16 protein-coding genes are annotated in these 14,089 nt (G+C 61.9%); 5 read left to right on the top strand and 11 right to left on the bottom strand.

What is annotated here, in order from left to right; all coding sequences use genetic code 11:
• Nucleotides 1–4 precede the first annotated feature (4 nt).
• The 3 genes from LPB072_RS00530 to mnmG form a co-directional block, all read right to left on the bottom strand.
• Nucleotides 5–619 (bottom strand): LysE family transporter, encoded by a 615-nt coding sequence (locus LPB072_RS00530; RefSeq protein ID WP_066096924.1) that lies wholly within the window; start codon nucleotides 617–619, stop codon nucleotides 5–7.
• A 99-nt stretch (nucleotides 620–718) separates the two neighbouring features.
• Nucleotides 719–1,369 carry a 16S rRNA (guanine(527)-N(7))-methyltransferase RsmG gene (gene rsmG / locus LPB072_RS00525; RefSeq protein ID WP_066096922.1) on the bottom strand — a complete coding sequence of 217 codons (651 nt, stop codon included), beginning with the start codon at nucleotides 1,367–1,369 and terminating at the stop codon, nucleotides 719–721.
• Nucleotides 1,366–3,345 (bottom strand): tRNA uridine-5-carboxymethylaminomethyl(34) synthesis enzyme MnmG, encoded by a 1,980-nt coding sequence (gene mnmG / locus LPB072_RS00520; protein ID WP_066096919.1) that lies wholly within the window; start codon nucleotides 3,343–3,345, stop codon nucleotides 1,366–1,368. Before mnmG ends, rsmG begins: the two co-directional genes overlap by 4 nt.
• 173 nt (nucleotides 3,346–3,518) lie before the next feature.
• On the opposite strand from mnmG, the gene LPB072_RS00515 reads away from it, so the two are divergent.
• Together LPB072_RS00515 and LPB072_RS00510 are read left to right on the top strand one after the other, a co-directional pair.
• Nucleotides 3,519–4,112: an NADPH-dependent FMN reductase gene (locus tag LPB072_RS00515; RefSeq protein ID WP_066097041.1), complete on the top strand. Its 594-nt coding sequence runs from the start codon at nucleotides 3,519–3,521 to the stop codon at nucleotides 4,110–4,112.
• Complete coding sequence (locus LPB072_RS00510) at nucleotides 4,112–4,366, top strand: YkgJ family cysteine cluster protein (RefSeq protein WP_066096916.1); 255 nt, start codon at nucleotides 4,112–4,114, stop codon at nucleotides 4,364–4,366. The genes LPB072_RS00515 and LPB072_RS00510 overlap by 1 nt, the downstream gene beginning before the upstream one ends.
• Nucleotides 4,367–4,677: 311 nt before the next feature.
• Here the strand turns inward: LPB072_RS00510 and LPB072_RS00505 are convergent, their stop codons facing one another.
• Together LPB072_RS00505 and LPB072_RS00500 are read right to left on the bottom strand one after the other, a co-directional pair.
• Nucleotides 4,678–5,088 carry a nuclear transport factor 2 family protein gene (locus LPB072_RS00505; RefSeq protein WP_197508885.1) on the bottom strand — a complete coding sequence of 137 codons (411 nt, stop codon included), beginning with the start codon at nucleotides 5,086–5,088 and terminating at the stop codon, nucleotides 4,678–4,680.
• Nucleotides 5,089–5,183: 95 nt separating this feature from the next.
• Nucleotides 5,184–5,660: an ester cyclase gene (locus LPB072_RS00500; RefSeq protein ID WP_066096913.1), complete on the bottom strand. Its 477-nt coding sequence runs from the start codon at nucleotides 5,658–5,660 to the stop codon at nucleotides 5,184–5,186.
• 132 nt (nucleotides 5,661–5,792) lie between these two features.
• Here LPB072_RS00500 and LPB072_RS00495 point away from each other — a divergent pair, with 132 nt between their 5' ends.
• Complete coding sequence (locus tag LPB072_RS00495) at nucleotides 5,793–6,716, top strand: LysR family transcriptional regulator (RefSeq protein ID WP_066097036.1); 924 nt, start codon at nucleotides 5,793–5,795, stop codon at nucleotides 6,714–6,716.
• 140 nt (nucleotides 6,717–6,856) lie between these two features.
• Here the strand turns inward: LPB072_RS00495 and LPB072_RS00490 are convergent, their stop codons facing one another.
• From LPB072_RS00490 to LPB072_RS00480, 3 genes are all read right to left on the bottom strand, one after another.
• Nucleotides 6,857–7,429 (bottom strand): YceI family protein, encoded by a 573-nt coding sequence (locus LPB072_RS00490; RefSeq protein WP_066096910.1) that lies wholly within the window; start codon nucleotides 7,427–7,429, stop codon nucleotides 6,857–6,859.
• A gap of 145 nt (nucleotides 7,430–7,574) precedes the next feature.
• Nucleotides 7,575–8,138, bottom strand: a complete 564-nt coding sequence (locus LPB072_RS00485) for a YceI family protein (protein WP_066096907.1) — start codon at nucleotides 8,136–8,138, stop codon at nucleotides 7,575–7,577.
• Between the two features lie 17 nt (nucleotides 8,139–8,155).
• Nucleotides 8,156–8,737 carry a cytochrome b gene (locus tag LPB072_RS00480; RefSeq protein WP_096349134.1) on the bottom strand — a complete coding sequence of 194 codons (582 nt, stop codon included), beginning with the start codon at nucleotides 8,735–8,737 and terminating at the stop codon, nucleotides 8,156–8,158.
• Between the two features lie 150 nt (nucleotides 8,738–8,887).
• On the opposite strand from LPB072_RS00480, the gene LPB072_RS00475 reads away from it, so the two are divergent.
• The gene (locus LPB072_RS00475) at nucleotides 8,888–9,544 is read left to right on the top strand and encodes a Crp/Fnr family transcriptional regulator (protein ID WP_066096904.1); all 657 of its coding nucleotides are present in this window, start codon (nucleotides 8,888–8,890) and stop codon (nucleotides 9,542–9,544) included.
• Between the two features lie 145 nt (nucleotides 9,545–9,689).
• Complete coding sequence (locus LPB072_RS00470; protein ID WP_066096901.1) at nucleotides 9,690–9,884, top strand: YgaP family membrane protein; 195 nt, start codon at nucleotides 9,690–9,692, stop codon at nucleotides 9,882–9,884.
• A 76-nt stretch (nucleotides 9,885–9,960) separates the two neighbouring features.
• Here the strand turns inward: LPB072_RS00470 and gabT are convergent, their stop codons facing one another.
• From gabT to LPB072_RS00455, 3 genes are all read right to left on the bottom strand, one after another.
• Nucleotides 9,961–11,250 carry a 4-aminobutyrate--2-oxoglutarate transaminase gene (gene gabT / locus LPB072_RS00465; protein WP_066096898.1) on the bottom strand — a complete coding sequence of 430 codons (1,290 nt, stop codon included), beginning with the start codon at nucleotides 11,248–11,250 and terminating at the stop codon, nucleotides 9,961–9,963.
• Between the two features lie 149 nt (nucleotides 11,251–11,399).
• Complete coding sequence (locus LPB072_RS00460) at nucleotides 11,400–12,878, bottom strand: aldehyde dehydrogenase (protein WP_066096896.1); 1,479 nt, start codon at nucleotides 12,876–12,878, stop codon at nucleotides 11,400–11,402.
• A 224-nt stretch (nucleotides 12,879–13,102) separates the two neighbouring features.
• Nucleotides 13,103–14,089, bottom strand: a complete 987-nt coding sequence (locus tag LPB072_RS00455; RefSeq protein ID WP_157559208.1) for a ComEC/Rec2 family competence protein — start codon at nucleotides 14,087–14,089, stop codon at nucleotides 13,103–13,105.

Here is a 14,089-nt window from a genome sequence, read left to right as displayed (position 1 = left end):
GCACTTACTTGGACAAAGCCAGCTTCACGCCGAAGCCGATGAGGAACACACCCGCCAGCTTTTCCAGCCCTCGGGAGATTTTGGGGCTGGCGCGCATGCGCTCGGCCAGGAAGTGGGTCAGCAGCGTGGTACTCAAACCATAAAAAAATGTGAGCGTGGCAACGGTCGCGGCCATCACGCCAAAGGTGATCAAACCCTGGTGGTGTGCGGGATCCACAAACAGCGGGAAAAACGCCATGTAGAAGACGATGGCCTTGGGGTTCAGCAAGGTGATGGCCAAGGCCTGCTGGAAAAAGTGGTGGGGCTTGATGTTGATCACGGGTTTGCCGCCTGGCTTGGCCGTCAGCATCTTGAGGCCCAGCCAGGCCAGATAGGCGGCTCCCAGCCACTGCACCAGATGGAAAACGGTCGGGTCGGTGGCGAGCATCGTGGCCACACCGGCCACCGCCATCCACATCAACACCTGGTCGCCCGCGATCACGCCCAAGGTCGCCGCCAGGCCGCCGCGCATGCCGCCCTTGCTGGTCGAGGTGATGAGTGCCAGGTTGCCCGGGCCGGGAATGGCCAGAAACAGGACAATGGCGGCGACGAAGGCGCCGTAATCTGCGATGCCGAACATGGTGTGAACTTTCGGGGGTGTGGGCCGAGTTTACGTGAGGCTTCGCTCGTCAAGGCCAACGGCGCACTGCCCGACCGAAATTCAGAGCCCTTCAACGCTTCACCCCCCCTGCGGGCGCATCCAGATGATGCAACGCTCGGCATCCAGACCGGGTACTTGCAGTTGTTCCACGTGAAACACCTCAACGCCCCCGGGCAAGGCAGCCAACTCGTCCACAGGGTGTCGGCCCTTCATCGCCATCCACACGGCACCCGGCTTGAGTGCGGCCTGCGACCAACTGGTGAAGTCCACCAGCGAGGCAAATGCCCGCGAACAAACCACGTCAAAGCCGCCGCCCTGTTCTGCCTTGAGCGTTTCCACCCGCGCATGCACGCCGCGCAGATTGGACAACCTGAGCGTGGCCGCCGCTTGCTGTATGAAAGCGGCCTTCTTGCCCACGGTGTCCACGCAACTCACATCAATGTGCGGACACACGATGGCGATCACCACCCCGGGCAATCCACCGCCCGAACCCACATCCAGCAGGCGAACCGGTTCGCCTGCCGTCTGCCGCAGCAAGGGCTTGATGGCGGTCAGACTGTCGAGCAGGTGGTGCGTCAGCATCTCGGCCGGATCGCGCACCGCCGTCAGGTTGTAAACCTTGTTCCACTTTTGCAGCAAAGCCAGGTAATCCAGCAACTGCGTCACCTGCGCCTCGCTCAACGCCAGATCCAGGCGCTGCAGGCCGGCGGTCAAACCATCGCGACTCATGCCGCGGCTTCACTTTCCGGTGCAACCGGCACGGTGGCAAAACCCTTGAAGCCGCCTTTTTTCAGGTGAATCAACAACAAGGAAATACTGGCAGGCGTGATGCCCGAGATGCGCGCCGCCTGCCCAAGGGTTTCGGGCCGGTGCTGGCTGAGCTTTTGCCGCGCCTCGAAAGAGAGCGCGGTCACCTGCAAATAGTCCAGATCAGCAGGCAACTTCAAACCCTCATAGCTGGCCGCCCGCTCCACTTCAATCTTCTGCCGGTCTATGTAGCCCGAATACTTGGCCGCGATCTCCACCTGCTCCACCACGGTGGCGTGCAGGTCACCCAGCGTTTCACGTGAAACATCCGCATGGTGGTGCTGGCGATCGTTCATGGCCATGAGCGCGTCGTAGTGCACGCCCGGGCGGCGCAACAGGTCAAACAGGTTGTGCTCGTGCTCGATGGCTTTGCCCAAGACCCGCTCGCTCTCGATCGGCGGCAGGTTGCGCGGATTCACCCAGGTGGTCTTCAGGCGCTCGGTTTCACGTGAAACAGCCTCACGCTTGCGGTTGAACGCTTCCCAGCGCGCATCGTCCACCAGACCCATCTTGCGTCCCGCTTCTGTCAGGCGCGCGTCGGCATTGTCTTCGCGCAGTTGCAGGCGGAACTCGGCCCGGCTGGTAAACATGCGGTAAGGCTCGGTCACGCCCTGTGTGACCAGGTCATCGACCAGAACGCCGAGGTAAGCCTCATCGCGGCGCGGCAGCCAGGCGTCTTCGCCCCGACATTGCAACGCAGCGTTGAGCCCGGCGAACAGACCCTGGGCCGCCGCTTCTTCGTATCCGGTCGTTCCATTGATCTGCCCGGCAAAGAACAGGCCCTGGATCTGCTTGGTCTCGAAGCTGTTTTTCAGCGAGCGCGGATCGAAGTAGTCGTATTCGATCGCGTAGCCCGGGCGGATGATGTGGGCGTTCTCCATGCCCGCCATGCTGCGCACCAGGTCGTACTGGATGTCGAACGGCAGGCTGGTGGAGATGCCGTTGGGGTAGACCTCGTGGGTCGTCAGGCCCTCGGGCTCCAGAAAAATCTGGTGGCTGTCCTTGTCGGCAAAGCGGTTGATCTTGTCTTCCACGCTCGGGCAATAGCGCGGTCCCACACCTTCGATCTTGCCGGTGAACATGGGGCTTCGGTCAAAGCCGGAACGGATGATGTCGTGGGTGCGTTCATTGGTGTGCGTGATCCAGCATGGCACTTGCTGCGGGTGCGGAATCGCGCGCCCCATAAAGCTGAACACAGGCACCGGCAGATCGGGGTTCATGCCACCGGCCACTCCGTCGCCAGGCTGGATGGTGCACTTGGAATAATCGATGCTGAGACCATCGATGCGCGGAGGCGTTCCCGTCTTCAGGCGCGCCTGCGGCAGTTTCAGCTCTTTCAGCCGGGCCGACAGGCTCACCGCCGGCGGATCACCTGCACGGCCCGCCGCGTAGTTGTTCAGCCCCACATGGATCTTGCCATCGAGGAAGGTGCCCGCCGTGAGCACCACGGTGCGGCCGCGAAACTGGATACCCACCTGGGTGACGGCGCCCACGACACGGTCGCCCTCGATCATCAGATCGTCCACCGCCTGCTGGAAGAGCCAGAGGTTGGGCTGGTTTTCCAGCATGCGGCGGATGGCCGCCTTGTACAAAATGCGGTCGGCCTGGGCACGGGTGGCGCGCACAGCCGGGCCCTTGGAACTGTTCAGGATGCGGAACTGGATGCCGCCTTCGTCCGTCGCCAGCGCCATCGCCCCGCCCAAGGCATCCACCTCTTTCACCAGGTGGCCCTTGCCGATGCCACCGATGCTGGGGTTGCAGCTCATCTGACCCAGTGTCTCGATGTTGTGGGTCAACAGCAGCGTTTTGCTGCCCATGCGCGCGGCGGCCAGCGCAGCCTCGGTGCCGGCATGGCCACCGCCAACCACGATCACATCAAATTCCTGGGGGTACAACATACCGAACTCCTGAGCGCTGCCCTGCTGGCAGCCTCGTCAATGAAGCAATGTTTCACGTGAAACACCGCATGGCGCCGGGCCGATCCGGGCCCGACTAGCAGGCCGCAATTGTCCCATCTTTGCCCATGGCGTGCGCCGCAGCCCAAAGCCCCACATCACCGACAATCAAGCCCATGAGCACACAAACCCCCACCCTCGTCTTCGCGGGCAGCACCCGCGCCCAATCCTGGAACCGCCAACTCGCCGGTGCCGTGGCCACCATCGCCACCGCCGAAGGCGCACAAGTCACCCACCTGGAGCTGGCCGATTTTGATATCCCGCTCTACAACGCCGACCTGGAGGCCAAGGGCACCCCGCGCGACGTGGTGCGCCTGAAGGAAATTTTCCATGCCCACCCGGCCTGGCTGATCTGCTCGCCCGAATACAACGGCAGCTACACCGCCCTGCTGAAAAACACCATCGACTGGGTGTCCAGCCCCATCAAGGGCGACCCCGAGTGGAGCAACGGCACCAAGGCCTTCACCGGCAAAGTGGTGGGCCTGTTGGCCGCCTCGCCCGGCGCGCTCGGCGGTTTGCGCAGCCTGAGCCACCTCACGCCTTTGATGCTGAACCTGCAATGCTGGGTCGCACCCAGGCAGTTCGCCCTGTCCAGGGCGTCCGAGGCTTTCGACCCCGATGGCCAGCTGTCTACAGACTTTGCACGCAGCAATGTCAAGGCCGTGGTCGATCAGGTCTTGTGGGCCACGCGCCAGTTCCAGAAAGCCTGATGGACTGTCGTCCCGGCTGCGCCGCCTGCTGCACTGCGCCCTCCATCAGCAGCCCGATGCCCGGCTTGCCCAACGGCAAACCGGCGGGAGTGCCCTGCCCCCACCTGGACGAAGCACTGATGTGCAAGCTGTTCGGCTTGCCCGAGCGGCCAGCGGTGTGCAGCTCGCTGCCGCCCAGCGCGGAAATGTGCGGCGAGGACCGGGTGCATGCGCTGCATTTTCTAAACACGCTGGAACTGGCCACGCAACCCTGAGCGCTCAACCAGCCGGGTGCTCAGCGAGCGGCATACCAGCACAGCCGCTCAAGGAAGGTCGGCATCGGCCGCTCAGACAGAGGCGTGGTCAACCTTGAACATGTAGGTTTGCTGCAGCATGATGGCTGCGAGCAGGGCCTGGACCACATTGATCCACAGAGGGATTTAGGCGTTCGAAAGTTTGGCCATCGGATATCCCCACAGTGGGGAAACGCTGCCACCGAATGATCGACAACCGAAAGCGGCGAAGGCATGGCTTGCGGCCATGCCTTCAAAGAAAACCGGAAGGGTCTCCGGTCTCAGCGGCTCGATCAGCCGTGGAATGCTTTGCTCACCGCGTAGCTGTCCTCGAACCAGTGCCACAACACCACCTTGCCATCACGCACCTTGGCGCGCAGGGCGAAGGTGAATGCCCCAATTTCCTTGCCCGACTTGGTGGTGACCCCGTTCATCTTGCCGAACACCGCCACGGTGTCGCCCGAAGCAAAGGCGTCGGTGTTGTCCCAGGCGGTGGTTTTGAAATTCGCGCCAAAGATCGGCAGGAATTCAAAAATCTTCGCTTTGCCATTCCACGGGCCGATCCACGGCATGGATTTGTCGCCTTCGTTGTGCCAGACCATGTCGTCGGCCATCAGGTCCGACATGGTCTTCATGTCGCCTTTGCCCATGGCGCCCATAAAGGCCATCACGGTGTCAAAGGAAGTTTGGGTGGTTGTGTCCATGGAAGATGCTCCTGCGTGTTGGGTGAGGATCAGCGCCAAAGTGGCGCCGATCGAGCGGGTGAGTAGGGTTCTGCGTTGCATGCTGATGCCGGGGTTCACTGGGCGCTCAGTTGGCGGAGTGCGCTGGACCAGTCTTCAACGTGGTGGGTCTGGACGATCTTGCCGTCGACCAGGGTGTGAATATCGATGGACATGATGTCGAAGCCCTTGCCCTTGCCGTCCACGCCGAACAGCAGACCCTTGGGCGTACCGGTCGCGCGGCTGCGAACAACCACCTTGCCGCCCTGCTCGATCATTTCTTGCGGCGCCCACTTCAAATCGGGAATCAGCTGGGCAAAGCCACCGACCTGACCGATGAAGGCATCGCGCGATTTGGCTTTGCCCGAATAGTCGCCAATGCTCTGGAAGTTGTCGGCCGTCACAGCTTTGAACGCCGCAGCGGACTCGGTCGACGCGGGGTTGCTCACGAAGTCGTAGAACTTCTGCACCACCGCCTTGTCGTCAGCCAAAGCGGGGTTGATCAAGGCGCCGAAGAGCGCGGCGGCGGCCAACAGGTGTTTCAGGTTTTTCATTTTTCACACTCCAGATCTTGTTCAAAATCGAACGGGGTTTGTTTCAGGCACCGGTGTGAAAGGATGATCCGTGAATCTTGATTAAAAGATAAGATGCGCTTGTTGCATTTCACTGTTCTGATTTTTTACATAATGCTGGAAGAACTGCGCCAGATCGCCATCTTTGCCAAGACCGTGGATCACGGTTCCTTCCGGGGCGCCGCGCTGGCGCTCCAGCTCTCTCCCTCGGTGGTCAGCCACCATGTCGGGCAGCTGGAGCAGCGCCTGGGCACCGCCCTGCTGCACCGCTCGACGCGCAAGCTGTCGCTCACCCCTGCAGGCGAGCGCCTGCTCACCGCCGCACACACCATGATCGATGCGGCCGAATCCGGCCTGCAAGACATCGCCTACCAATCGGCGCAACCCTCAGGCACCTTGCGCCTGACCGTGCCGGCCGGTCTGGTGCAATCGAAGCTGACTGACCAGATCGCCCAATTCGGGCTGGCGTACCCCAAAGTCAACCTGTCCATCGACTTCTTCGACACCCGTCGCGACCTGATCGTGGACGGGTTCGACATCGCGATCCGGGTGGGTGCGATGAAAGACAGCGCGCTCAAAGCCAAGAAACTGTTTGAGGTAACCCGCCGACTGGTGGCTTCCCCGACCTATATGGCCACCCGTGCGGCGCCCGGCGCACCCAACGACCTCATCGACTGGGACTGGCTGGAGCTGGTGCCAGCAGGGCAGAAAAGCATCACCTTCCTGCGTGCCGGCCAGCGCGAAACCATCGACAAGAAGCGCGCGCGCATCAGCGTGAACAGCCTGAATGCGGTGTGCCAGATGGCGCGGTCGGGTTTGGGGCTGGCGGTGATACCGGCGTTCCTGGCGGAACCTGAAGTGGCCGCCAACCACCTGCAATACGTGCTGGAAGGCTGGACCATGGAGCCCGCCAGCGTCTACGCCGTCTGGCCACCCAACGCCCCCAAGGATGGCCTGATCAGGCTCTTCCTCGACTTCCTCACCGATCCCGCGGCCGTTGAGGCGCTCTCACCACAAGGCAACCAACAGCGCCCATGAAAAAGGCCCGCAACAGCGGGCCTTTGACCATTGGTTTGGAGCACCAGAGACGCAAGCGGAGCGCAGCACCCCACCCCAGTCACACCGCGGATCTGGCTCCGCCAGTCCGCAGGTGTGGTCCCCCCGCGCAGCAGGGGGGCTTACTGCTTCACTGCCTCGATCTGCATCACCAGGCGAACGCTTTTCGGGAAGCCCCAATCCACGCCGTAGTTCACGCCGAAAGCGGTGCGGTCGATGGTGGCTTCAAAGTCCCCGCCACACACTTCGCGCTTGAGCATCGGGCTCTCGTAGCAATTGAACTGGTTGGCCTTGAGGGTGACCGGCATGGTTTTATCCAGCAGCGTCAACTGGCCCACGACTTCGCTGACCTTGTCGCCATTGAACACGAATTTCTCGGACACGAAGCGTGCCTTGGGGAATTTGGCGGCGTTGAAGATGTCCGGGCTTTGCAGGTGCTTGTCGAAAGCGGCGGTGCCGGAATTCACCGAGGTGATGTCGATGGAAATATCGGCCTTGCCGGTTTTGGCGGCTTTGTCAAAGCTGATCGTGCCTTCCTTTTTGTCGAAACGGGCGCGGTTCACGCTGGCGCCGAAGTGGCCGATCTCAAACGTGGCGAAGGTGTGGGTCGGGTCGATCGCGTAATCGGCCCCCTGGGCGATGCCCGCGGTGGACAAAACGGCGGCTGCGGCCAGCAAGGTAAGGGATTTGCGCATGGTTGATTTCCTGTTGGAGGGATGAAAAACTAACAAATTAGATCGGAGTATGTGGTGAAAAGCCAGCGCTCCGCATGGCGCGGTCTTCAGCAGACCGCCAGAGTCATCCCTCTTGAGGGGGAAGACGCAATGCGGCCAAGGGCATTCACAGTTTCGCGACGCCAGTCAAGGCCAACTTGAACTTGACCTGCACGTCATCGGCCACCATCGAGGTGTCGGACCACTCCTGCTCGCCAATGCGGAAGGTCAGGCGTTTGATCGGAAAAGCACCGGTGGCGATGGTGGTGGCACCGCTTTGCGCCAGGGTCACCGGCACGACCACATCGCTGCTCAAGCCCTTGATGCTGAGCTTGCCGGCCACCTCGAACTTGCTCGCGTCGATGCGCTTGATGCTGCTCGACTGGAAGGTGGCTTGCGGAAACTTGGCCACGTTGAACCAGACCGGCTTGGGCAGCTCGGCATTGGCCTCGCGGCTGATGTCGACACTGCCCGTGTCCACGGTGAACGCAATCTTGCTGGTGGCCAACTTGGCCGGGTCAAACGCCACCTGCGCGCTGAAGGTCTTGAACTTGCCTTCAACAGGCACGCCCATTTGTTTGCTCACAAACTGGATTTCGCTCTGCGCGGGCACCAAAGCCTGTTGTGCGAACGCGGTCAACGGCGACAGGCTTGCGAGAGCGAGTGCGGTCAGGGTGAAGCGGAATGGCATCAAAAAACTCCAAATATTTATATGGTCGACCGCGACGAAGCACGGGGGATCGGGCCGAAGCCCATGCGACTCAGCAAGCCATCGCGGTCAATGAACTGGTGTTTCAGCGCGCCGGCCACATGCAGCACCACCAACGCCGCCATGGCATAGGCACTGAATTTGTGCACCGGCTTGAGCACATCGGCCAGACCCTCGCTTACGGGCACAAAATCGGGCAACTGGAACAGCCCAAAGGGCACGATGGGGAAACCGGCCGCAGAGCTGTAGGCCCAGCCGGCCAGGGGAACGGCGAAAAACAGCACATACAAGCCCACATGGGTGGCTTCACTGGCGACATGCTGCCAGGACGGCATGGCCTGCGAAATGGCTTTGGGCAAGGCGGGCGGACGGTGCGTCAGACGCCATATCAAGCGCACAAACGCCAGTGTCAGCACCGTGACGCCGGCCCACTTGTGCCAGTTGTAGAGCTTCAAACGATCGGGCGAAAACGGCAGGTCTGCCATGTACAGGCCCACCGCAAACAGGCCCACCAGTGCCAGCCCGAGCACGGCATGCAGCAAGCGGGAAACAAAGTGATAACGAACAACGGTCGGCTTCATGGGTCCCAGTTTAGGCAACTCGCCAGGCCGGCACGGTCAAAGCGCTTGAATCCTTAATTCAAATAAATTGAAAGAACTTTATCCATTCATTCGAATCGCCAACCCAACTGCGCCTCGCACAGTCGAGGCGACACACTCCTACAATGCCGCATGGCCGACACCCCCATTGCTGAAAAACTGCTGGCGCTCTACCCCGCGCTGGGCGGACTGCCCGCGCTGTGGCCCAAGCTGCAAACCCTGGCCGTTCCGGCAGACACGCCACTGTTTCAGGAGAACCAGGCCTGCCAGGGATTTCCCATGGTGATACAAGGCGAAGTGCGGGTTTCGCGCAGTGGGGCCAACGGTCGCGAGCTGGAGCTTTACCGTGTCTCGCCGGGTGAGATGTGTCTGGTCTCGTCCGCCAGCCTGTTTGCCCACCAGCCACTCAGCGCCCACGCAGTGACCACTGGTCCCACCACCCTCACCCTGCTCGCGCCCGCCGACTTCGAGGCCGCCCTGGCTGATGCCGTGTTTCGAAGCTATGTGCTCGGCCTGTTCGCTGCACGCATGGCCGACCTGACCGCCCTGATCGACGCCGTGGCGTTTCAACGGCTCGACAGCCGCCTGGCTGCGGCTTTGCTCGGCCACGGCCAGCAGGTGCGGGTCACCCACCAGGCCTTGGCCGACGAACTCGGCACTGTGCGCGAAATGGTCACCCGCCTGCTGCACCGCTTTGAACGCGACGGCCTGGTTGAACTCGCGCGCGAATGCATCACAGTCCGGGACAGCTCGGGTTTGCGCACCCTGGCGGCACTGGTGGCTCGGTAAACCGGTTCGTACGCACCGATTGGTGACCCAGGTCACAAACGATTCACCGCCGCTGGGGTTCAATGCACCCAGACCCACTGACAACCCAACAGCGCCTGAAGTTGCCCAACAGTGGCCCACCCCATCCCTTTTCAGGAGTCTTCACATGACCAAAAACATTGGCAGCCTGGACCGCATCCTGCGCGCCGTTATCGGCCTGGCACTCATCGCCGCCACCGCCACCGGTGCCATCGGCATCTGGGGCTGGATCGGCGTTGTGCCTCTGGTCACAGCCCTCATGGGCTGGTGCCCGCCCTACGCTATTCTGGGCTTCAGCACCTGCGCCATGAAAAAGAAGTAAGCGCCGCCCACAAAAAAGCGGGTGGCGTCGCTACCGACCCCACCCGCTTTGGCGCTGACTTCATGGCCCGAACCGGTCAGTTCAATGCTTCAGCCAACGCCGCATCGAACACCTCCAGACCTTCGGCAAACACGCTGTCTTCGATGGTGAGCGGGAACAGGAAACGCATCACGTTGCCGTAGACCCCACAGGTCAGCAGCAACAAGCCCCGCTTGAGCGCGGCCGCCTGCACCTTCTTCGTCATGTCGGCATCGGGCGCACCCGTGGCCGGGTCGACAAACTCGCAAGCCACCATGGCGCCCAGACCGCGCACATCGCCCATGCGCTTGTACTTCGCCTTGGCCGTGTTCAGCCGGGCCACCAGCTGGTCGCCCAGCTTCTGCGCCCGCTCAGGCAACTTCTCTTCCAGCATCACGTCGATCACCGCGTGGGACGCCGCCACCGCCAGCGGATTGCCCGCATAGGTGCCGCCCAGACCGCCGGGCGAAGGGCCATCCATGATGGCCTGCTTGCCGCACACCGCCGACAGCGTGGTGCCGCCCGCCATGCTCTTGGCCAGCGTCATCAGATCGGGGCTCACACCGTAGTGCTCCATGGCAAACATCTTGCCCGTGCGCGCAAAACCGGTCTGCACCTCGTCGGCGATCAGCAAGATGCCGTGTTGATCACACAGCTCGCGCAACCACTTCACGGCCGCCGGCTGGATGGGGTTGAACCCGCCCTCGCCTTGCACCGGCTCAAAGATGATGGCGGCCACACGCGACGGGTCGATGTCGCACTTGAACAGCTGCTCCATCGCGTACTTCGTTTCGTCCAGCGACGAACAATGGCAAGGGAACGGCACGTGGTAAATCTCGGGCGGGAACGGCCCGAAGCCGGCCTTGTAGGGCTGCACCTTGCCCGTCATCGCCACCGCAAACAGACTGCGCCCGTGGAAGGCGCCACCAAACGCGATCACGCCACTGCGACCGGTCGAAGCGCGCGCAATCTTCACCGCGTTTTCCACAGCTTCGGCGCCGGTCGAGAAAAACGCCGTCTTAACCGGCCCGTCAATCGGCACCATGGCGTTGATACGCTCGGCCAGCGACACGTATTCCGTGTACGGCACCACCTGGTAACAGCTGTGCGTGAACCGCTCCAGCTGCGCCGCGATCGCCGCCTGCACTTTGGGGTGCACATGGCCGGTGTTGAGCACCGCGATGCCCCCCGCGAAGTCGATGAAACGCCGCCCCTCGATGTCCCAGAGCTCCGCGTTCTTGGCGCGCTCGATGAAAAAATCACTCATCACCCCCACACCACGCGGCGTGGCCGCGAGGCGGCGGGCATGCCAGGCGGCATTGGTGTGGTCGGTCTTGATGTCGTTCATAGCGTTCATGGAAGCCTCCATCGAAAAAAGAAAAAATGTGTCCGGCGCGCTATGCCTTCACCCAGGGCACCGCGGAACGGGCTTTGCCCGGCCGCCAGTGCCGCCCCCTCGGGGGGTGACGCGAAGCGGCGCGGGGGGCGATTCCCCGCTTACAGCGGGGAATCGATACGAATCCAGGTTGTCTTCGTCTCGGTGTATTTGTCAAACGCGTGCAACGACTTGTCGCGCCCCACGCCGCTCTGTTTGAAGCCCCCGAACGGTACTGTGATGTCATCTTCGTCGTAAGAGTTCACGTGCACAGTGCCGGCACGCAAAGCCCGTGCCACGCCATGGGCCTTGTTGATGTCCCGCGTCCACACCGCAGCCTGCAAGCCATACACGCTGGCATTTGCCTGCTTCACCACGTCGGCCGCGTCGCTGAAGCTCAGCACCGACAGCACCGGGCCAAAAATCTCTTCGCGCGCAATCGTCATCTCCGGCTTCACGCCGTCAAAAATCGTCGGCTGCACATAGCAGCCACCCGCCACGGGCGAAGCCAGCGCGCCACCAGCCAGCAGCTTCGCGCCTTCGCTCTGGCCCAGGCCGATGTAGCGCATCACATTGTCCAGCTGCACCTGGTCAACAATCGCGCCCATGACCGTGTTCTTGTCCAGCGGGTTGCCCGGCTGATAGCCCGGCACCAGCTTGAGCGCCTTTTCCAGGAAGGCATCTTTGATGCTCTCTTCCACGAACAGGCGCGAAGGCGCGTTGCAGCTCTCGCCCTGGTTGAAGAAGATGCTGCCCACAGCGGCTTCCACCGAGCGGTCCAGATCGGGGCAATCGGCAAACACGATGTTGGGCGACTTGCCACCCAGTTCGGTCCAGGCCCGCTTCAGATTGCTCTGGCCGGCCATCATGTGGATCTTTTTGCCCACCGGGGTGGAGCCCGTGAATGCAATGCAGTCCACGTCCATGTGCAGCGCCAGCGGCGAGCCCGCTTCCGGACCAAAACCCGGCACCACATTGAATACGCCAGCGGGAATGCCCGCTTGCAAGGCCAGCTCGGCCAGACGCAATGCCGTCAAAGGCGATTTCTCGCTGGGCTTCAGCACCACCGAATTGCCCGCCGCCAAAGCCGGCGCAATCTTCCAGGCCGCCATGATCATGGGGTAGTTCCAGGGCACGATCACACCCACCACCCCCACCGGCTGGCGCGTGATCAGCGCCAGCGCCGTGTCGGCCGTAGGGGCGATCTCGTCGTAAATTTTGTCCACCGCTTCGCCGTACCAGCGGATGCAGTTGGCCGCCGCGTTCACGTCCACACCCTTGGCGTACTTCACCGGCTTGCCCATGTCCAGCGCCTCGGTCAGCGCCAGTTCGTCGCCCGCAGCGGCCACCAGGTCGGCAAACTTGATCATCACGCGCTTGCGCGCGGCCGGCGCCATGCCGCTCCAGCGGCGGTCTTCAAAGGCCGCCCGGGCGGCGGCCACCGCCGCGTTGACATCGGCCTCACCACTGCGGGCCACAGCGGTCAGGACACGGCCATCAACGGGTGAAATGCAATCAAAGGTCTGGCCACTGATCGCGGCAACGCGGTCGCCATTGATGAAGGCCCGGCCATCGAATGTGGGGAGGTTGGTATCGGTCATAAAGGTCTTTCACTGGAGGCTATTGGCACCATGCTACGTTGAAACCAAGGTGATCGAGCGATCCAATTCAGGTGCGCTCCCTCAACCCACTTGCAGATATGGCGCCAGCCCTGCGTCGCCAGCACACGTCGGCCCGGACCCGGTTTCCCCACAAGCCCCCTGCTCGACAGGTTGCCGTGGCCCCCGCACACACCCGACAGCAGAGGGGTGCCGCAAGCTTCCGGTCATTGCGCGAACGCAGGCAAGCCACCCTGTCCAGACTCAGCGCACATCAATAGGGGATTTCTCGACCTTTCACCGTGTTCTGCGGCCACGACGGCCCCATGGTCACCAAAGGTCGTCACCACATGGCCATGGATGCCATTGACATAGGTGGGAACGTGGTGGGCGTCGTGCCAATGCCGGATGCGCTCGCTCCGGGCACTGCACCAAAGCCAGAGAGGCGCAGGCACCATGGCTATTTCTGGGTTCACCTTCTCGAAAAATGCATTCGGCGCGACACCCTCAGTTCCGTGATGCGGCACTTTCAGAATGGTGGCGTGCAAATCCTCATTCACCTGGGACAAATAGTGCCCAATCAGCGCATTCAAATCCCCCGTGAACAAGACAGAACTGTCCTGATGCCGAAACCGGATAATCAATGACATGTCATTGATGTCAAGCGGTCCAACCGGGGTGCTGGTGTTGTCAAAAGCGTAGATCACCGTCAGATGGGAACGAAAGCCCAGGTCGACCCGAAACCGCTGGCCTACCGTCGAAAGCTCTGCCCCCGAACCCTTGATACGGGCCTGAACGGCCAGAACGTCCTTGTAGTCGCACCCCCAAGGTATTTCAGCGTCGCAAGTGGGCTTGTCAGGGAGATTGAAATACACCTTCTTGAACCGTATGCCGCCCTCCATCAAGGCCATCAGTCCACCATAGTGGTCTTTGTGAGGGTGGGTCACAAAAACATGGTCAACGGACTCGATGTGCTGCGCCCGAAGGTAAGGCAGCAGTTTTCGTTTTGCAGACTCGTAGCCGCCGACGTCGATCAAAACGGACATCCCGAGTGACGTCGTTAGAAGGTGGGCGTCACCTTGTGAAACCTCATCATTGACGTTCACCATGTGCCAGACAACCGGGTCCGTGGCGATCAACTGAGCGGTCTGGGTCAATGTCAAAACAGAAATCAACGCTGCAGATGCAATCAGCAGCACAAGGCGAGGGTTCAA

The organism is Hydrogenophaga crassostreae, from assembly GCF_001761385.1.
Taxonomy (GTDB): Bacteria; Pseudomonadota; Gammaproteobacteria; order Burkholderiales; family Burkholderiaceae_C; genus Hydrogenophaga; species Hydrogenophaga crassostreae.
Note: the sequence above shows the minus strand (reverse complement) of the source record. Positions and strands in the feature narration are given on the sequence as shown.